Consider the following 18,912-nt stretch of genomic DNA (forward strand, 5'->3'; position numbering starts at 1 on the left):
TAGGCCATGGCGCTGCCCGGACGCGCCGCGCGCCTGGCGCCGGTGGTGGACATGGCCGAAGAGGCCGAGCGCAAGGCCGCCCAGCGCCTGGGGCATTTCCAGCAGCAAGTGGCCACGTCCCAGGCCAAGCTGGCCGAACTCGAACGGTTTCGTGAGGATTACCAGCTGCAGTGGATCAACCGCGGCGGGCAGGGGGTCAATGGCAGCTGGCTGGTCAACTACCAGCGTTTCCTGGGGCAGCTGGAAACGGCCATGACCCAGCAGCGCCAGAGCCTGGTCTGGCACCAGAACAACCTCAACAACGCCCGTGGCACCTGGCAGCAGGCCTATGCCCGGGTAGAGGGGCTGCGCAAGCTGGTGCAGCGCTACATGGACGAAGCCCGGCGGGCCGAAGACAAGCGTGAGCAGCGGTTGCTGGATGAGCTGTCGCAGCGTCTGCCCCGGCAAAACCACTTCTAATCCTGTTTTGCACCCCTGCTCAGGTCACCGCATCCCCTTGTAGGAGCAGCCTTGTGCTGCGAAGAGGCCATTGCAGCCAAAGCTAATCTTTGGCCTTACCGGCCTCTTCGCAGCACAAGGCTGCTCCTACAGGGGCATGCGTCGCATGCTGGAACCCTGTGCTTGCCACCCCCGCCATCGCCTGCTAAACCTTAATGGAGTTGCATTCGCCATCATCGAAGGAATCGCTAGCATGGCAGTCGAGACTGATTTTTCGCAGGATGGGAAAAAGCTGACGATCAAGATCAAGGGGCGCTTCGATTTCGGCAAACATCAGGAATTTCGTGACGCCTACGAACGCCAGCCCGACCGGCCCGATTCGGTGATCGTCGACCTGAAAGACACCACCTACCTCGACAGTTCCGCGCTCGGCATGCTGCTGTTGCTGCGTGACCACGCGGGCGGCGATGAGTCGGATGTGCGCGTGGTGCATGCCAGCTCCGATGTGCGCAAGATCCTCGCCATCTCCAATTTCGAAAAGCTCTTCGACATCAGTTGAGCGCCGACATGCCGGCCCAACAGGCGTTGACCGTGCTGGTCGCCGAAGACGGGGCCGCCGACAGAATGCTGCTGGCGCAGATCGTACGCCGCCAGGGCCATCAGGTATTCACCGCAGAAAACGGCGAGCAGGCGGTGGCGCTGTTCGTCGAGCGGCGCCCGCAGCTGGTGCTGCTGGATGCGCTGATGCCGGTGATGGATGGCTTCGAGGCGGCGCGGCAGATCAAGGCCCTGGCCGGCGAGGCGCTGGTGCCGATCATTTTCCTGACGTCGCTGAATGAGGAAGAGGGCCTGGTGCGCTGCCTGGAGGCCGGGGGCGATGACTTCATGGCCAAGCCTTACAGTGCGGTGATCCTCGGCGCCAAGATCCGCGCCATGGACCGCCTGCGCCGGCTGCAGGCTACGGTGATGGAGCAGCGCGACCAGATTACCCGGCACCACCACCACCTGCTCAACGAGCAGCGGGTGGCCAAGGCAGTATTCGACAAAGTGGCCCACTCCGGCTGCCTGTCTGCCCCCAACATCCGCTACCTGCAATCGCCCTATGCGCTGTTCAACGGCGACCTGATGCTGGCCGCGTTCACGCCAGCCGGTGAGATGCGTGTGCTGCTTGGCGATTTCACCGGCCATGGTCTGCCTGCGGCGGTAGGGGCCATGCCGCTGGCCGAGGTGTTCTACGGCATGACCGCCAAGGGCTATGGCATGGCGCAGATCCTGCGTGAGATGAACGCCAAGCTCAAACGCATCCTGCCGGTGGACATGTTCTGCTGCGCACTGCTGCTCGACCTCAGCTTGCAGCGGGGTTCGGTCGAGGTGTGGAACGGGGGCATGCCCGATGGCTATCGCCTGTCGGTAAGTGGCGACGTGCTATCATCGCTGGGCTCGCGGCACCTGCCGCTTGGCATTCTGGCTGCAGAGCGTTTCGATGACAGCACCGAAGTGCTGCCGTTGGCACCGGGCGAGCGCCTGTTGCTGTTGTCGGACGGCGTGCTGGACACCGCCGATGACCAGGAACGGTTATTCGGCGTGGAGCGTTTGCGTGCGGTGTTGGCCGACAATCACGACCCGGCGCAGCTGTTCGATGAAGTCATGCAGGCGCTGGAGCGTTTTGGCGGGCGCCCGCGTGATGACATCAGCCTGTGTGACATCCGCATGTTCAGCGCTGAAGAGCGTGTGCCGGCGCCGATGATCTACTCTGATAGCGGCCGTTCCAGCCCGCTGGACTGGTCGCTGGGGTTCGAAGTGCGTGGTGAGAGCCTCAAGCGCTTCAACCCGGTGCCGTACCTGGTGCAGTTGTTGCAGGAAATACACGGCCTGCGGGCGCGCACCGGCAGCCTGCACGCGGTGCTCAGCGAGTTGTATTCCAATGCGCTGGAGCATGGGGTGCTGGGCCTGGATTCGCGGCTAAAGCGCGATGTGCAGGGGTTCGCCGACTATTATCAGGAGCGCGCCCGGCGGCTGGGTGGGTTGAGCGACGGTTTTGTGCGCATCGACTTCAGGGTTGAACCGCACGCCGAGGGCGGGCGTCTGATGATCGAGGTGCTCGACAGTGGCGCCGGGTTCGATGTGCAGCGTGTGCTGGCGCGGCCTTCGCTGGCGCAGGGCCTGAGCGGGCGTGGCCTGAACCTGGTTCAGCGCCTGGCCAGCAATGCCCGCTGGAGCGAAGGCGGGCGTTGCGCACATGTGGAGTTCGTATGGTGAGCCACAGGCTGGCTCGGGCATAATCTGGCTTGATCAAGGAGTGAACAAGTGACTGACATGCATATTGACCACAAGGTACTCAGTGACCTGCGTGAAGTCATGGAAGATGGCTACCTGCAGTTGGTGCAGACCTTTCTCGACGACTCCGAGCGTCGCCTGAGCCAACTGCATGCGGCCAAAAGCGCCGAAGAGCTCGGTGCGGCTGCCCACAGTTTCAAGGGCAGCAGCAGCAACATGGGCGCCGTGGCCCTGGCTGGCCTGTGCCAGCAGCTGGAAGACCGCGCGCGGCGGCCGCCGCTGTATGGCATCGAAGACCTGATCAACCGCATCGACCTGGAATATGTCGAAGTGCAGCACTTCTACCGCGGTGAGCAGCAGCGTATTTCCGCAGGCTGAAACGTGAGTTGGCGCGAGTCTTGCCTGTCTCTGGCCGGATGATCTTTTTGTTTCTGGCGCGGAGACCGCTCAATGCCTGTCGCACCCAACCCTTTGTTGCAAGCCAACGCCATCACCAGCACCTCGCGTTCGGCCACCGCGCAGGCGGACAAACCGCTGGGTGACAAGGGCGATGGCTTTGGCCAGGTGATGGCCAGGCAGGGGCGTGACAAGGCCGCCGGGCAGGATGACAAGGTCGCCCCGGCCAAGCCCAAGGACAAACCTGAGGCGGCAGCGGGTGGCAAGAAAGACCCCGCCGACAAAACTGCGGTTGCCGATGACGGCAACAAATTGCCAGCTGACGACGCTGCCCAGGCTGATACCGGGCTGCGTGATGCCAGCCTGGTGGCCGGCCAGGTCACCGACGCCCAGCCGGGTGCGCAACTGATCCAGGCCCAGGCCGAGGCCGTTGCGCCGGTATTGCAGGCCGCCACGGCGCAGGGTGCTGCACTGCCCGAAGAGCCCGCTGCCGAAGAAGCCTTCGACCCCGATGCCGACCCGTTGGCCAACCTGCCCACCTTGCGCCTGGCGTTGGAACATAGTGCCCAAGCGAAGGGGGGTACCTCGGCACACGCCCTGGATCCGTCCCGGGCCCAGGGCGAAGATGGGCAGGCAGCCGTCAATACCTTGGCGAATCTGGTGGACGATGCCGAGGGTGAAGCGGGTGAGCCGGGTGACAAGGCCTTTGGCGCCTTGCTTGAAGATGGCCTGAAAGACACCAAGAGCGCCAGCAGCGACACCCGCATCGATGATTTCGCCAATCGCCTGGCCAGCCTGACCCAGGCTGCCACGGCCAAGACCGCCAACGCCGTGCCGGCCAATGCCAGCCCGTTGCACCAGCCATTGCCGATGAACCAGGGCGCCTGGGCGGAGGGCCTGGTCAACCGGGTCATGTACCTGTCCAGCCAGAACCTCAAGTCGGCGGATATCCAGCTGGAGCCGGCCGAGCTGGGCCGCCTGGACATTCGCGTCAATGTTGCGGCGGACCAGTCGACCCAGGTCACCTTCATCAGCGGTCACGCCGGTGTGCGTGATGCCCTCGACAGCCAGGTGCACCGCCTGCGCGAACTGTTCGCCCAGCAGGGGCTGGCCCAGCCGGATGTCAACGTGGCCGATCAGTCGCGCGGGCAGCAACAGCAGCAGGGGCAGGCGCAGGGCAGCAACCTGTCCGGGGTGGCGGCGCGGCAGGCGGAGCAGGGCGGCGTTGAGTCAGCCGAAAGCGCCCGGCCTGTGGAGCAGCAGGTGGTTGTTGGCGACAGTGCGGTTGATTATTACGCCTGACCCTTCTTTTGCAGTGCCGGCCTCTTCGCAGCACAAGGCTGCTCCTACAGGGGAATGCGGTCCCTGTAGGAGCAGCCTTGTGCTGCGAAGAGACCGGCACAGGCTGCCCAGCCCCATTCTGGCATAACACTTGCTCAAGCCAAGCCATCCACCTTTGAACCCCCGATGGACGACGGATTATTGGCATGGCGAAGAGCGAAGCAGTCAAAGACCCCGCCACTAAAGGCAAACTCAAGCTGATCCTGCTGGCCGTTGTTGGCCTGTTGCTGGCGATCGGCCTTTCGGTGGGCGCTACCTGGTTCATCATGCACAAGGGCGATTCGGCCCCGGCCGCCGAGCCTGCGGCCAGCAACGTCAAGCCTGCATCGATCTACGAGGCGCTGACCCCGGCATTCGTGGTCAACTTCAACCAGAACGGCCGCCAGCGCTACATGCAGCTGAGCATCACCATGCAGGCGCGGAACCAGGCTGACCTGGATGCCCTGAAGGTGCACATGCCGGTGATCCGCAACAACCTGGTGATGATGTTCTCCGGGCAGGGCTTCGACACCCTCGCCAGCAGCCCTGTGGGGCAGGAGATGCTGCGCCAGAAGGCCACCGCCGTGGTCCAGGAAGTGGCGCAGAAGGAAGTCGGCAAGCCGGTCATCGACCAGTTGCTGTTCACCAATTTCGTATTGCAGTAGGAGTCCGCAATGGCCGTACAGGACCTGCTGTCCCAGGATGAAATCGATGCCCTGTTGCACGGCGTCGACGACGGGCTGGTGCAGACCGAAAGTGCATCCGAGCCTGGCAGTATCAAAAGCTACGACCTGACCAGCCAGGACCGTATCGTGCGGGGTCGCATGCCGACCCTGGAAATGATCAACGAGCGCTTCGCCCGTTACACCCGTATCAGCATGTTCAACCTGCTGCGCCGCTCTGCCGACGTGGCCGTGGGTGGTGTGCAGGTGATGAAGTTCGGCGAATATGTGCACTCGCTGTACGTGCCAACCAGCCTCAACCTGGTCAAGATCAAGCCGCTGCGCGGCACCTCGCTGTTCATCCTCGATGCCAAGCTGGTGTTCAAGCTGGTGGACAACTTCTTTGGTGGCGATGGCCGCCACGCCAAGATCGAAGGCCGCGAATTCACCCCCACCGAGCTGCGCGTGGTGCGCATGGTGCTGGACCAGTGTTTCGTCGACCTCAAGGAGGCCTGGCAGGCAATCATGCCGGTCACCTTCGAGTACATGAACTCCGAGGTCAACCCGGCCATGGCCAACATCGTCGGCCCCAGCGAGGCGGTGGTGGTGTCTACCTTCCACATCGAGCTGGACGGCGGTGGCGGCGACCTGCACGTGACCATGCCGTACTCGATGATCGAGCCGGTGCGCGAAATGCTCGATGCCGGTTTCCAGTCCGACCTGGACGACCAGGATGAGCGCTGGGTCAAGGCCCTGCGCGAGGACGTGCTGGATGTGGCCGTGCCGCTGACCGCCACGGTCGCCCGGCGCCAGCTGAAGCTGCGCGACATCCTGCACATGCAGCCTGGCGACGTGATCCCGGTGGAGCTGCCCGAGCACCTGGTGCTGCGCGCCAACGGTGTGCCGTCGTTCAAGGCGCGGCTGGGTTCGCACAAGGGCAACCTGGCCCTGCAGATCATCGACCCGATCGAACGCCGCTGACGGCGTGCCGGTCGCTCATAACGAATTGAATGCCTGTCGAGGAAACCATGGCTAACGAAAACGAGATCACCTCCGCAGGGGACCAGGCGCTGGCCGATGAGTGGGCTGCGGCCCTTGAGGAAACCGGCTCGGCCGGGCAGGCCGACATCGATGCGCTGCTGGGCGGTGACACCGGCAGCAGCAACGGCGCTGGCCGCATGCCGATGGAAGAGTTTGCCAGCTCGCCGAAGCCGAACGAAAACGTCAGTCTCGAAGGCCCGAACCTGGACGTGATCCTGGACATCCCGGTGAACATCTCCATGGAAGTGGGCAGCACCGAGATCAACATCCGCAACCTGCTGCAGCTCAACCAGGGCTCGGTGATCGAGCTGGACCGCCTGGCCGGCGAGCCGCTCGACGTGTTGGTCAACGGCACGCTGATCGCCCATGGCGAAGTGGTGGTGGTCAACGAGAAGTTCGGCATTCGCCTGACCGACGTGATCAGCCCCAGCGAACGTATCAAGAAGCTGCGCTGAGTGAAGGGCACGATGCGCGCCATCGCGGCGTTCGCTGCATTGCAGGCCAGCCAGGCGTGCCTGGCCGCAGCCACGCCCGCGGCGACCCCGGCGACGGCGCCTGGCAGCCTCGGCGGTCAGTTGGCGCAGATGGTCTTCGGCCTGCTGCTGGTGGTGGGCCTGATCTTCTTCCTGGCCTGGGTGCTGCGGCGTATGCAGAGCACGGCGGTGAAGGGCGGGCAGGTGATCGAGATCGTCGGCAGCCGGGCCATCGGCCCGCGGGACCGCCTGCTGCTGGTGCAGGTGGGCAAGGAGCAGATCCTGATTGGCCACACCCCCGGCAGCATCGAGGCCTTGCATGTGCTGGCCGAACCCGTGGAAGTGCCGGCTGGCGCGCGTCAGGCAACGCCGGAATTTGCCCAGCGGCTGATGGAGCTGATGGGCAAGGACCCTAAGGACAAGAAGTGATGAGCGGCCCGCTGCGTATGTTGTTGACTTTGGTGCTGCTGCTTGCGGCGCCGCTGGCCCTGGCCGCCGACCCGTTGTCGATCCCGGCCATTACCCTGTCCAACGGTGCGGACGGGCAGCAGGAATATTCGGTCAGCCTGCAGATTCTGCTGATCATGACGGCGCTCAGCTTCATCCCGGCGTTCGTCATCCTGATGACCAGCTTTACCCGCATCATCATCGTGTTCTCGATCCTGCGTCAGGCCCTGGGCCTGCAGCAGACGCCGTCGAACCAGATCCTGACCGGCATGGCGCTGTTCCTGACCATGTTCATCATGGCGCCGGTGTTCGACCGGGTGAACACGGATGCCCTGCAGCCGTACCTCAAGGAGCAGATGACCGCCCAGCAGGCCATCGACAAGGCCCAGGTGCCGCTCAAGGACTTCATGCTGGCGCAAACCCGGCAAAGCGACCTCGACCTGTTCATGCGCCTGTCCAAACGCACCGATATCGCCGGCCCCGACCAGGTCCCGCTGACGATCCTGGTGCCGGCGTTCGTTACCTCCGAGCTGAAAACCGCGTTCCAGATAGGTTTCATGATCTTCATCCCGTTCCTGATCATCGACATGGTGGTGGCCAGTGTGCTGATGGCCATGGGTATGATGATGCTGTCGCCGCTGATCATCTCGCTGCCGTTCAAGATCATGCTGTTCGTGCTGGTGGATGGCTGGGCGCTGATCATGGGTACCCTGGCCAGCAGTTTCGGCGGCGTCTGACGCCGTCAAGGAGAGCCGCCGATGACACCTGAAGTAGCTGTCGACCTGTTCCGTGATGCCCTGTGGCTGACCACCCTGATGGTCGCCGTGCTGGTGGTGCCGAGCCTGTTGGTGGGCCTGATGGTGGCGATGTTCCAGGCCGCCACCCAGATCAACGAACAGACCCTGAGCTTTCTGCCGCGTCTGCTGGTGATGCTGATCACGCTGATCGTCGCCGGGCCTTGGCTGGTGCAGAAGTTCATGGAGTACATCACCACCCTGTACACCAACATTCCGCAGCTCATCGGTTGACGCGGGCATGCTGGAGCTGACCGACGCGCAGATCGGCACCTGGGTCGCCACCTTCATCCTGCCGTTGTTCAGGGTGACAGCGGTGCTGATGACCATGCCGATCTTTGGCACACGCATGCTGCCGGCGCGTGTGCGCCTGTACGTCGCGGTGGCCATTACCGTGGTGATCGTGCCGGCGCTGCCGCCGTTGCCCGAATTCGACCCGTTGAGCCTGCGCGGCATGCTGCTGTGCGCCGAACAGATCATTGTCGGTGCGCTGTTCGGCCTGGCCTTGCAGTTGCTGTTCCAGGCGTTTGTGGTTGCCGGGCAGATCGTCGCGGTGCAGATGGGTATGGCCTTCGCCTCGATGGTCGACCCGGCCAACGGTGTAAACGTCACGGTGATCAGCCAGTTCCTGACCATGCTGGTGAGCGTGCTGTTCCTGCTGATGAACGGCCACCTGGTGGTGTTCGAGGTGCTGACCGAAAGCTTCACCACCTTGCCGGTCGGCAATGCGCTGGTGGTCAACCAGTTCTGGGAGCTGGTCGGGCGAGTGGGCTGGATGTTTGCGGCCGGCCTGCTGCTGATCCTGCCGGTAGTCGCCGCCTTGCTCGTGGTGAACATTGCCTTTGGCGTAATGACCCGGGCCGCGCCACAGCTGAATATTTTCTCCATTGGCCTGCCGCTGACCCTGGTCCTGGGCATGCTCATTTTCTGGGTTGGTCTGGCCGATGTGCTGTCCCACTATCAGGCATTGGCCAGCGAAGCGCTGCAATGGCTGCGTGAACTGGCGAGGGCGCGCTGAGCATGGCAGAAAGCGAGAGCGGTCAGGACAAGACAGAAGACCCCACCGAGAAGCGCAAGCGCGATGCCCGCGAGAAAGGCGAGATCGCACGCTCCAAGGAGCTGAACACGGTGGCGGTGACCCTGGCGGGCGCGGGCGGCCTGTTGGCATTCGGCGGCCATATGGCCGAGACGTTGCTGAGCATCATGCGCATGAACTTCAGCCTGACCCGCGACATCATTGTCGACGAGCGGGCCATGGGTGCCTTCCTGCTGGTGTCGGGCAAGATGGCGATATGGGCGGTGCAGCCGGTGCTGATTTTGCTGTTCGTGATTTCTTTCGTCGCGCCCATTGCCCTCAGCGGCTTCCTGTTCTCTGGCAGCTTGCTGCAGCCTAAATTCAGCCGCATGAACCCGCTGTCGGGGATCAAGCGCATGTTCTCGGTGAATGGCTTGACCGAGCTGCTCAAGGCGCTGGCCAAGTTCTTCGTGATCCTGGTAGTGGCGGTGGTGGTGTTGATCAACGACCGCCAGGCCTTGTTGTCGATCGCCAACGAGCCGCTGGAGCAGGCGATCATTCACAGCCTGCAGGTAGTGGGCTGGAGTGCGTTGTGGATGTCGGCCGGGCTGCTGTTGATCGCGGCGGCGGACGTGCCCATCCAGCTGTACCAGACGCACAAGAAAATGAAGATGACCAAGCAGGAAGTGCGCGACGAGTACAAGGACAGCGAGGGCAAGCCCGAGGTCAAGCAACGCATTCGCCAGCTGCAGCGCGAGATGTCGCAGCGGCGCATGATGGCGGCGGTGCCGCAGGCCGATGTGATCATCACCAACCCGACGCACTATGCGGTGGCCCTGCAGTACGACCCGGAGAAGGGCGGGGCGGCGCCGTTGCTGCTGGCCAAGGGCACCGACTTCATGGCCTTGAAGATTCGCGAGATTGGCGTGGAGCACAAGATCCAGATCCTCGAATCGCCGGCGCTGGCGCGGGCGATCTACTACTCCACCGAGCCTGAGCAGGAAATCCCCGCCGGCTTGTACCTGGCCGTGGCGCAGGTGCTGGCCTATGTGTTCCAGATCCGCCAGTACCGCGCTGGCAGGGGCAAGCGGCCAGAGCCATTGAAAGAAGACCTGCCGATCCCGCCGGACCTGCGCCGCGACAGTTGACCTTGCATCAAGGCGGCTGGCCTCTTCGCGGGTAAACCCGCTCCCACAGGGGCGTCACAAATTTCAAACCCTGTGCAGTACCTGTGGGAGCGGGTTTACCCGCGAAGAGGCCGGCACAGGCAACATAAATCATCTGCCGAGCAAAGTTGGAAGGCTTCTTGCAAAGCCACGCCCAGGCGCCCCCTGGGCGTCAAAGTTTTGCATCAAGAGGACTCGCGGTGGATCGCACTCAGTTAATCAGCAACGCCCGCAACAACCTGGCCGGTCTCGGCCGGGGCAACCTGGGCGTGCCGCTGCTGCTGCTGGTGATGTTGGCAATGATGATGTTGCCGATACCGCCGTTCCTGCTCGACGTGTTCTTCACCTTCAACATCGCCTTGTCGATCGTGGTGCTGCTGGTCTGCGTGTACGCCCTGCGCCCGCTGGACTTCGCCGCCTTCCCCACCATCCTGCTGGTGGCCACGCTGCTGCGTCTGGCCCTGAACGTGGCGTCCACCCGCGTGGTCATGCTGCATGGCCAGGAGGGCCACGGCGCTGCCGGTAAGGTGATCCAGGCCTTCGGTGAGGTAGTGATCGGCGGCAACTACGTGGTCGGTGGCGTGGTGTTTGCCATCCTCATGATCATCAACTTCGTGGTGGTGACCAAGGGTGCCGGGCGTATTTCCGAGGTGAGCGCGCGTTTCACCCTCGACGCCATGCCCGGCAAGCAGATGGCCATCGACGCCGACCTCAACGCCGGCCTGATCGACCAGGCCCAGGCCAAGCACCGCCGTGCCGAGGTGGCGCAGGAGGCCGAGTTCTATGGCTCGATGGACGGTGCCAGCAAGTTCGTCCGCGGTGACGCCATCGCCGGCCTGCTGATCCTGTTCATCAACCTGATCGGCGGCATGCTGATCGGCATGCTGCAGCACGGCATGAGCTTCGGCGATGCCGGCAGGGTGTACGCCTTGCTGACCATTGGTGACGGTTTGGTGGCGCAATTGCCATCACTGCTGCTGTCCACCGCCGCCGCGATCATGGTCACCCGCGCCTCGGGCTCCGAGGACATGGGCAAGCTGATCAACCGGCAGATGTTCGATTCGCCCAAGGCCCTGGCGGTATCCGGCGGGCTGATGATCGTCATGGGGCTGGTGCCGGGCATGCCCCACGTGGCCTTCCTCAGCCTTGGCCTGATGGCCTGTGGCGGCGCCTACCTGGTGTGGAAGAAGCAGCACAAGGTCAAGCTGGAGGCGCAGCAAGAGGCGCAGCGCCAGCAAGACCTGTTGCCCTCGCCGCAGCGCGCGCTCGATACCAAGGAGCTGGGCTGGGACGACGTGACGCCCATCGACATGATCGGCCTGGAAGTCGGTTACCGGCTGATCCCGCTGGTCGACCGCAACCAGGGCGGCCAGTTGCTGGCGCGGATCAAGGGGGTGCGCAAGAAGCTGTCCCAGGACCTGGGTTTCCTCATGCCCACCGTGCACATTCGCGACAACCTCGACCTGCAGCCCAGCGCCTATCGCCTGACCCTGATGGGGGTGATCCTCGCCGAAGCAGAGATTTACCCGGACCGGGAGCTGGCGATCAACCCCGGGCAAGTGTTCGGCACCCTGAACGGCATTGCCGCGCGCGACCCGGCGTTTGGCCTGGAGGCGGTGTGGATCGACGTCGGCCAGCGTTCCCAGGCTCAGTCGCTGGGCTACACCGTGGTCGACGCAAGCACCGTGGTGGCCACCCACCTCAACCAGATCCTGCAGAAGCACTGCCACGAGCTGATTGGCCACGAAGAGGTTCAGCAACTGCTGCAGGTGCTGTCCAAGGCATCGCCTAAACTTGCAGAAGAGCTGGTGCCGGGTGTCATTTCCTTGTCGGGCCTGCTGAAGGTGCTGCAAGCGTTGTTGTCGGAACAGGTGCCGGTGCGCGATATTCGCAGTATTGCCGAAGCCATCGCGAACAACGCCGGCAAGAGTCAAGATACCGCCGCGCTGGTGGCGGCTGTACGCGTCGGATTGTGTCGCGCCATCGTGCAAAGCATTGTCGGCGTTGAGTCTGAGCTGCCAGTGATTACCCTGGAGCCAAGGTTGGAACAGATTTTGCTCAATAGTCTGCAAAGGGCCGGGCAGGGTCAGGAAGATGGTGTTCTTCTGGAACCGAGCATGGCCGAGAAGCTGCAACGTTCGCTGATCGAAGCGGCCCAGCGCCAGGAAATGCAGGGCCAACCGGCCATACTGCTGGTCGCCGGCCCGATCCGCGCCATGCTGTCGCGTTTCGGTCGCCTGGCTGTACCGAATTTGCATGTTCTGGCGTATCAGGAAATACCTGACAACAAGCAAGTCACCATCGTTGCCACCGTGGGCCCTAACGGCTGAGGTAGTGGATAATGCAAGTTAAGCGATTTTTCGCCGCCGATATGCGTCAGGCCATGAAACTGGTCCGTGACGAGCTGGGCGCCGATGCCGCGATCATTGGCAACCGCCGCATTGCCGGTGGTGTCGAACTGACGGCCGCGCTGGACTACAAGCTGTCCGCCCTGGCCCCGCGCGTGCCCAACGCCGAGCTGGAAGAAGAGCTGCGCAAGACCCATACGCGCATCGCCACTGCCCAGGCCGAGCTGGACCACCGCCAGGACAGCAGCGACAACAACCGCCAATTGTTTGCCGGGCAGTCGCTGACGGCCGCCGAGCCGTTGATCGAGCCGCACGTCGATGCCCCTGAGGCTGTCGCTGCCCCTGCTGCGGCGCCGGTCGACCCGCGCCTGTTCGATGCCATGCGCTCCGAGCTGTCGGGCCTGCGCGAGCTGCTGGAAGTGCAGCTCGGTTCGCTGGCCTGGAGCCAGCTGCAGGGCAGCAAGCCGCAGCAGGCCAACCTCTGGCGCCGCCTGCAGCGCATTGGCCTGTCCGGGCCTATCGCCCGTGAGCTGCTGGACCTGACCACCGAGATCGAAGAGCCTCGCCAGGCCTGGCGCATGCTGTTGGCGCACCTGGCGCGGATGATCGAAATTCCTGAAATCGAACCGATCGAAGAGGGTGGGGTAATTGCCATGGTCGGCCCGGCCGGCATGGGCAAGACCACCACCCTGGCCAAGCTGGCTGCCCGCTACGTGCTCAAGTACGGCGCGCAGAACCTGGCGCTGGTGAGCATGGACAGCTTCCGTATCGGTGCCCAGGAGCAGCTCAAGACCCTGGGCCGCATCCTCAACGTGCCAGTGACCTACGTCGACCCGGGCCAGTCGTTGGCTGCGGCGCTGGAGCCACTGCTGCGCAAGCGCGTCGTGCTGATCGATACCGCCGGCCTGCAGGCCAGCGACCCGGCACTGCGCATGCAGCTGGAAACCCTGGCCGGGCGTGGCATTGCCGCGAAGAATTACCTGGTACTGGCTACCACCAGCCAGAAACAGGTGCTGACCGCCGCCTACCACAGCTACAAGCGTTGTGGCCTGGCCGGTTGCATCCTGACCAAACTGGATGAAACGGCGAGCCTCGGCGATGTGCTGAGCCTTGCCATCAGTCATGAACTGCCCGTGGCCTACCTCACCGATGGCCCGCGCATTCCTGACGACCTGCACCTGCCGCGTGGTCACCAGCTGGTGTCCCGTGCGGTGAATGTGCAGCTGCAGGACGAGCCCAGCGAAGAGGCCATGGCCGACATGTTCGCTGATCTCTATCACAACCCCCGGCGAGCGGGTTGACCATGAAGCGTGTGCAAAGTAGCTATGCCAAGGGGTACGCAGAATTGCCCCACGTGTGGCCTGAGTCCCAGCGAGACAAGGTAAAGAACAGACATGGGTAGCATGCATCCCGTACAGGTGATCGCCGTGACCGGTGGCAAAGGTGGCGTCGGCAAGACTAACGTTTCAGTGAACTTGTCCCTGGCGCTGGCCGAGCTTGGCCGCAGGGTCATGCTGCTGGACGCCGACCTGGGCCTGGCCAACGTCGACGTGTTGCTGGGCCTTACCCCCAAACGTACCCTGGCCGATGTCATCGAGGGGCGCTGCGAGCTGCGTGACGTGATGCTGCAAGGCCCTGGCGGTGTGCGCATCGTGCCGGCGGCCTCGGGCACCCAGAGCATGGTGCACCTGGCCCCGGCCCAGCATGCCGGGCTGATCCAGGCGTTCAGCGAAATCGGCGACAACCTCGACGTGCTGGTGATCGACACTGCGGCGGGTATCGGTGAGTCGGTGGTCAGCTTCGTTCGCGCCGCCCAGGAAGTGCTGCTGGTGGTGTGTGACGAGCCCACCTCGATCACCGATGCCTACGCCCTGATCAAACTGCTCAACCGCGACTACGGGATGAATCGTTTCCGTGTGCTGGCCAACATGGCGCAGAGCCCGCAGGAAGGGCGCAACCTGTTCGCCAAGCTGACCAAGGTCACCGACCGCTTCCTCGACGTTGCCCTGCAGTACGTGGGCGCCGTGCCGTACGACGAATGCGTGCGCAAGGCGGTGCAGAAGCAGCGCGCCGTCTACGAAGCCTTCCCGCGTTCCAAATGCGCGCTGGCCTTCAAGGCGATTGCCCAGAAGGTCGACAGCTGGCCGCTGCCGGCCAACCCGCGCGGGCACCTGGAGTTCTTTGTCGAGCGTCTGGTGCAACCCACCAGCGCGGGACCCGTGCTATGAACGCCAGCGGCTTCAAGATGTACAGCCGGGCGGCGAAAGACGCCCAGTACGAGCTTATCGAACGCTACGCCCCGCTGGTGAAGCGCATTGCCTACCACCTGTTGGCGCGCTTGCCGGCCAACGTGCAGGTCGAGGACCTGATCCAGGCCGGCATGATCGGCCTGCTTGAAGTGGCCAACAAGTATGACGCCAGCAAAGGCGCCAGCTTTGAAACCTATGCTGGCATCCGCATCCGCGGGGCCATGCTCGACGAGGTGCGCAAGGGCGACTGGGCACCGCGTTCGGTGCACCGTAATACCCGCATGGTCAGTGACGCAATGCGTGCCGTTGAAGCCAGAACAGGCCGGGACGCTAAAGATCATGAAGTTGCTGCCGAACTCCAATTGAGTCTCGACGATTACTACGGGATCTTGAACGATACCTTGGGCAGCCGCCTGTTCAGCTTTGACGACCTGTTGCAGGACGGCGAGCACGAAGGGCTGCATGAGGATGGCGCCAGTGGCCATGTCGAACCTGCGCGTGGCCTGGAGGACGAACGCTTCCAGGCTGCCCTGACCGAGGCCATTGCCAACCTGCCGGAGCGTGAGCGCCTGGTACTGGCGCTGTACTACGACGAAGAGTTGAACCTCAAGGAAATCGGCGAGGTGCTTGGGGTCAGCGAGTCGCGGGTCAGCCAGTTGCACAGCCAGTGCGCCGCGCGCCTGCGTAGCCGCCTGGGGGAATGGCGGGCACGTTGAGCCCGGTGTCGTTGCAGGCGTTTTCCACGTGCTTTTTCCACGTTGTACCGAATTGAATGAGTGCGTGCCCGGTAGACCGGGCGCGTTTGAGACTGCTTGGAGGTCTAATTGGACAAGAACATGAAAATCCTCATCGTTGACGACTTTTCGACGATGCGGCGGATCATCAAGAACCTGTTGCGTGACCTGGGCTTCACCAACACCGAAGAAGCCGACGATGGCACTACGGCGCTGCCGATGCTGGAAAACGGCCACTACGATTTCCTGGTGACTGACTGGAACATGCCCGGCATGTCCGGCATCGACCTGCTGCGTAAAGTGCGAGCCAGTGAAAAGCTGAAAACCATGCCGGTACTGATGGTAACTGCCGAGGCCAAGCGCGACCAGATCATCGAAGCGGCCCAGGCCGGCGTCAATGGCTATGTGGTCAAGCCGTTCACCGCTCAGGTGCTCAAAGAAAAGATCGAGAAGATCTTCGAACGCGTCAACGGCTGAGTCACGTCAGGGGGCGCGCCATGGATTCATCACAAACGTCTTTGGGGGAGTTCGAATCGACCCTGAAGAAGCATGCCCAGGAGTTGGTCGAAAGCCTGGAGCGGGGCCGTTTCGGCGAGGCGGTACAGCTGATTCACGAGCTGAACCAGACCCGCGACCGCGGCCTGTACCAGGAAGTTGGCAAGCTGACCCGCGAGTTGCACAGCGCGATCGTCAGCTTCCAGATCGACCCGACCATACCGCAGGCCGAGGAGGTGTCGCAGATTACCGACGCTACCGAGCGCCTGTCGTACGTGGTCAAGCTGACCGAGGGCGCGGCCAACCGCACCATGGACCTGGTCGAGGAAAGCACCCCGGTGCTAAACGACCTGGCCAGCGAAGCCAAGGCCCTGAGCACCGATTGGCAGCGCTTCATGCGCCGCGAAGTGGCTGCGCCGGAGTTCCGCGACCTGGTCAAGCGCGTCGACAGTTTCCTGACGCACAGCGCTGAAGGTAACCGCAAGGTTGCCGGGCATCTCAACGACATTCTGCTGGCTCAGGACTATCAGGACCTGACCGGCCAGGTGATCAAGCGCGTCACCAGCCTGGTGACCGAGGTGGAAAGCAACCTGCTCAAACTGGTGCTGATGGCCAGCCAGGTCGACCGCTTTGCCGGTATCCAGCATGACCACGATCAACTGCGCGCAGAAAAAGATGCAGAAAAACATCCGACTCGGGGTGAAGGTCCGCAGATTCATGCCGATAAGCGTGAAGACGTTGTGTCCGGTCAGGACGATGTCGATGATTTGCTGTCCAGCCTGGGTTTTTAAGGAGCACGTTTGATGAGCTTCGGCGCCGATGAAGAAATCCTCCAGGATTTCCTGGTAGAAGCCGGCGAAATACTTGAGCAACTGTCCGAGCAACTGGTCGAGCTGGAAAGCCGACCTGACGATGCCGACCTGCTCAATGCGATCTTTCGCGGTTTCCACACTGTAAAAGGGGGCGCCGGCTTCCTCCAGCTGAACGAGCTGGTGGAGTGCTGCCATATCGCCGAGAACGTGTTCGACATCCTGCGCAAAGGTGAGCGCCGGGTCGATGCGGAACTGATGGACGTGGTGCTTGAGGCACTGGATACGGTCAACAGCATGTTTGGCCAGGTGCGCGAGCGCGCCGACGTCACCCCGGCCACCCCCGAGTTGCTGGCGGCTTTGTCGCGCCTGGCCGAACCCGGTGGTGCCGAGGTTGCTGAAGCGCCTGCGGCACCGGTAGCCGAGGCGCAGGTTGCAGCCGTGGCCCCTGCCGATGACCAGGACATCACCGACAGCGAGTTTGAGCAGTTGCTCGATTCGCTCGATGCGGTCAAGGCGCAAGCCGCGGTCGACGAGCAGATGCAGGGCGAGACCATCAGTGGCGCAGGTGACGAAATCACCGACGCCGAGTTCGAGTCGCTGCTTGACCAGTTGCACGGCAAAGGCCAGTTCAGTGTCGAAGCTGCGGTACAGCCGGTTGCCGCGCCTGCAGAAGCAGTAAGCGACGAAATTACCGACGAAGAATTCGAATCGTTGCTCGACCAGTTGCATGGCAAGGGCACGTTCCAGGCCGATGTCTTGCCTGCCGTCAAAGCACCGGCGCCGGTCGCGGTTGACAACAGCGCCGCTGGCGACGAAATCAGCGAGCACGAGTTCGAGGCCTTGCTGGACCAGTTGCACGGCAAGGGCAAGTTTGGTGGTGATGTTGCTGCGGTCGAGGCCCCGGCTGCAGCCAAGGTGCAAGCGCCTGCCCAGGCCAAGGCCGACAGCCAGCCGGTGGCCAAGCCAGCCGTTGCTGCGCCTGCACCTGCCGCCGCCAGCAAGCCTGCGCCGGCCCCTCGTGCGCCGGCGCCGGCTGCCGAGAAGCATGCCGTCAGCGAAGCGGAAACCACCGTTCGCGTCGACACCGCGCGCCTGGACGAGATCATGAACATGGTCGGTGAACTGGTGCTGGTGCGTAACCGCCTGGTGCGCCTGGGCCTGAACAGCGGTGACGAGGCCATGTCCAAGGCCGTGTCCAACCTCGACGTGGTCACGGCCGACCTGCAGACGGCGGTGATGAAAACCCGCATGCAGCCGATCAAGAAAGTGTTCGGCCGCTTCCCGCGGCTGGTACGCGACCTTGCCCGCCAGCTGAAGAAAGAGATCAACCTGGAACTGGTCGGCGAAGAAACCGACCTGGACAAGAACCTGGTCGAGGCCCTGGCCGACCCGTTGGTGCACCTGGTGCGCAACGCCGTCGACCATGGTGTCGAGATGCCCGATGAGCGTGAAGCGTCGGGCAAGGCCCGCACCGGCCGCGTGGTGCTGTCGGCCGAGCAGGAAGGGGACCACATCCTGTTGTCGATTTCTGACGACGGCAAGGGCATGGACCCGAACATCCTGCGCGCCAAGGCCGTGGAAAAAGGCCTGATGGACAAGGATGCCGCTGATCGCCTGAGCGAATCGGACTGCTACAACCTGATCTTCGCCCCGGGCTTCTCGACCAAGACCGAGATTTCCGATGTGTCTGGCCGTGGCGTGGGCATGGATGTGGTGAAAACCAAGATCTCCCAGCTCAACGGCTCGATCAACATCTACTCGGCCAAGGGCCAGGGCTCGAAGATCGTCATCAAGGTGCCGCTGACCCTGGCGATCATGCCCACCCTGATGGTGATGCTGGGCAACCAGGCGTTCGCCTTCCCGCTGGTCAACGTCAACGAGATCTTCCACCTCGACCTATCGCGCACCAACGTGGTCGACGGGCAGGAAGTGGTGATCGTACGTGACAAGGCGCTGCCGCTGTTCTACCTCAAGCGCTGGCTGGTACAGGGCCAGGTGCACGAAGAGCAGCACGAGGGTCATGTCGTGATCCTGTCGGTCGGCACGCAACGCATCGGCTTTGTCGTCGATCAACTGGTTGGCCAGGAAGAAGTGGTAATCAAGCCGCTGGGCAAGATGCTGCAGGGCACCCCGGGCATGTCCGGGGCCACCATCACCGGTGACGGTCGCATTGCGTTGATTCTCGACGTCCCGAGCATGCTCAAGCGTTACGCCGCGCGGCGTATTTGATTTCGGTGGCGGACCC

At 63.2% G+C, this 18,912-nt stretch carries 20 protein-coding genes; all 20 read left to right on the forward strand.

Features of this window, described 5'->3' with window-relative positions; genetic code table 11:
• Nucleotides 1-6 precede the first annotated feature (6 nt).
• Nucleotides 7-459: a flagellar export protein FliJ gene (fliJ, locus tag ABOC32_RS11195; protein ID WP_016498552.1), complete on the forward strand. Its 453-nt coding sequence runs from the start codon at nucleotides 7-9 to the stop codon at nucleotides 457-459.
• A 232-nt stretch (nucleotides 460-691) separates the two neighbouring features.
• On the forward strand, nucleotides 692-997 hold the full coding sequence (locus ABOC32_RS11200) for an STAS domain-containing protein (RefSeq protein WP_016711787.1): 306 nt from the start codon (nucleotides 692-694) through the stop codon (nucleotides 995-997).
• 8 nt (nucleotides 998-1,005) lie between these two features.
• Nucleotides 1,006-2,697, forward strand: a complete 1,692-nt coding sequence (locus tag ABOC32_RS11205; RefSeq protein ID WP_426811054.1) for a SpoIIE family protein phosphatase — start codon at nucleotides 1,006-1,008, stop codon at nucleotides 2,695-2,697.
• 48 nt (nucleotides 2,698-2,745) lie between these two features.
• A complete protein-coding gene (locus ABOC32_RS11210) occupies nucleotides 2,746-3,093 on the forward strand; it encodes an Hpt domain-containing protein (RefSeq protein WP_043197137.1) in 348 nt (115 codons plus the stop codon).
• A 72-nt stretch (nucleotides 3,094-3,165) separates the two neighbouring features.
• The gene (locus ABOC32_RS11215) at nucleotides 3,166-4,413 is read left to right on the forward strand and encodes a flagellar hook-length control protein FliK (protein WP_426811055.1); all 1,248 of its coding nucleotides are present in this window, start codon (nucleotides 3,166-3,168) and stop codon (nucleotides 4,411-4,413) included.
• A 185-nt stretch (nucleotides 4,414-4,598) separates the two neighbouring features.
• Nucleotides 4,599-5,096 carry a flagellar basal body-associated protein FliL gene (fliL, locus tag ABOC32_RS11220; RefSeq protein ID WP_426811056.1) on the forward strand — a complete coding sequence of 166 codons (498 nt, stop codon included), beginning with the start codon at nucleotides 4,599-4,601 and terminating at the stop codon, nucleotides 5,094-5,096.
• Between the two features lie 9 nt (nucleotides 5,097-5,105).
• A complete protein-coding gene (gene fliM / locus ABOC32_RS11225; RefSeq protein WP_013973595.1) occupies nucleotides 5,106-6,074 on the forward strand; it encodes a flagellar motor switch protein FliM in 969 nt (322 codons plus the stop codon).
• 47 nt (nucleotides 6,075-6,121) lie between these two features.
• On the forward strand, nucleotides 6,122-6,589 hold the full coding sequence (gene fliN / locus ABOC32_RS11230; RefSeq protein ID WP_426811057.1) for a flagellar motor switch protein FliN: 468 nt from the start codon (nucleotides 6,122-6,124) through the stop codon (nucleotides 6,587-6,589).
• Nucleotides 6,590-6,601: 12 nt separating this feature from the next.
• A complete protein-coding gene (fliO, locus tag ABOC32_RS11235; protein ID WP_426811058.1) occupies nucleotides 6,602-7,036 on the forward strand; it encodes a flagellar biosynthetic protein FliO in 435 nt (144 codons plus the stop codon).
• Nucleotides 7,036-7,791 carry a flagellar type III secretion system pore protein FliP gene (gene fliP, locus ABOC32_RS11240; RefSeq protein WP_426811059.1) on the forward strand — a complete coding sequence of 252 codons (756 nt, stop codon included), beginning with the start codon at nucleotides 7,036-7,038 and terminating at the stop codon, nucleotides 7,789-7,791. Before fliO ends, fliP begins: the two co-directional genes overlap by 1 nt.
• Before the next feature lie 21 nt (nucleotides 7,792-7,812).
• Nucleotides 7,813-8,082 carry a flagellar biosynthesis protein FliQ gene (gene fliQ / locus ABOC32_RS11245; protein ID WP_234228925.1) on the forward strand — a complete coding sequence of 90 codons (270 nt, stop codon included), beginning with the start codon at nucleotides 7,813-7,815 and terminating at the stop codon, nucleotides 8,080-8,082.
• A gap of 7 nt (nucleotides 8,083-8,089) precedes the next feature.
• Nucleotides 8,090-8,866, forward strand: a complete 777-nt coding sequence (gene fliR / locus ABOC32_RS11250; protein ID WP_234228927.1) for a flagellar biosynthetic protein FliR — start codon at nucleotides 8,090-8,092, stop codon at nucleotides 8,864-8,866.
• Between the two features lie 2 nt (nucleotides 8,867-8,868).
• On the forward strand, nucleotides 8,869-10,011 hold the full coding sequence (gene flhB, locus ABOC32_RS11255) for a flagellar biosynthesis protein FlhB (protein WP_426811060.1): 1,143 nt from the start codon (nucleotides 8,869-8,871) through the stop codon (nucleotides 10,009-10,011).
• A gap of 218 nt (nucleotides 10,012-10,229) precedes the next feature.
• Nucleotides 10,230-12,359: a flagellar biosynthesis protein FlhA gene (flhA, locus tag ABOC32_RS11260; RefSeq protein WP_426811061.1), complete on the forward strand. Its 2,130-nt coding sequence runs from the start codon at nucleotides 10,230-10,232 to the stop codon at nucleotides 12,357-12,359.
• A gap of 11 nt (nucleotides 12,360-12,370) precedes the next feature.
• Nucleotides 12,371-13,678, forward strand: a complete 1,308-nt coding sequence (gene flhF / locus ABOC32_RS11265; RefSeq protein WP_426811062.1) for a flagellar biosynthesis protein FlhF — start codon at nucleotides 12,371-12,373, stop codon at nucleotides 13,676-13,678.
• Between the two features lie 93 nt (nucleotides 13,679-13,771).
• A complete protein-coding gene (gene fleN, locus ABOC32_RS11270) occupies nucleotides 13,772-14,605 on the forward strand; it encodes a flagellar synthesis regulator FleN (protein WP_012273492.1) in 834 nt (277 codons plus the stop codon).
• The gene (gene fliA, locus ABOC32_RS11275; protein WP_019472908.1) at nucleotides 14,602-15,342 is read left to right on the forward strand and encodes an RNA polymerase sigma factor FliA; all 741 of its coding nucleotides are present in this window, start codon (nucleotides 14,602-14,604) and stop codon (nucleotides 15,340-15,342) included. The genes fleN and fliA overlap by 4 nt, the downstream gene beginning before the upstream one ends.
• Before the next feature lie 120 nt (nucleotides 15,343-15,462).
• Nucleotides 15,463-15,837: a chemotaxis response regulator CheY gene (locus ABOC32_RS11280; protein ID WP_161775562.1), complete on the forward strand. Its 375-nt coding sequence runs from the start codon at nucleotides 15,463-15,465 to the stop codon at nucleotides 15,835-15,837.
• A 20-nt stretch (nucleotides 15,838-15,857) separates the two neighbouring features.
• Complete coding sequence (locus ABOC32_RS11285; protein ID WP_234228936.1) at nucleotides 15,858-16,646, forward strand: protein phosphatase CheZ; 789 nt, start codon at nucleotides 15,858-15,860, stop codon at nucleotides 16,644-16,646.
• 12 nt (nucleotides 16,647-16,658) lie between these two features.
• Complete coding sequence (locus tag ABOC32_RS11290) at nucleotides 16,659-18,896, forward strand: chemotaxis protein CheA (RefSeq protein ID WP_426811063.1); 2,238 nt, start codon at nucleotides 16,659-16,661, stop codon at nucleotides 18,894-18,896.
• Nucleotides 18,897-18,912 lie beyond the last annotated feature (16 nt).

Origin of the sequence: Pseudomonas sp. WOUb67 (assembly GCF_050058005.1) — a bacterium.
GTDB classification, from domain to species: Bacteria; Pseudomonadota; Gammaproteobacteria; order Pseudomonadales; family Pseudomonadaceae; genus Aquipseudomonas; species Aquipseudomonas putida_R.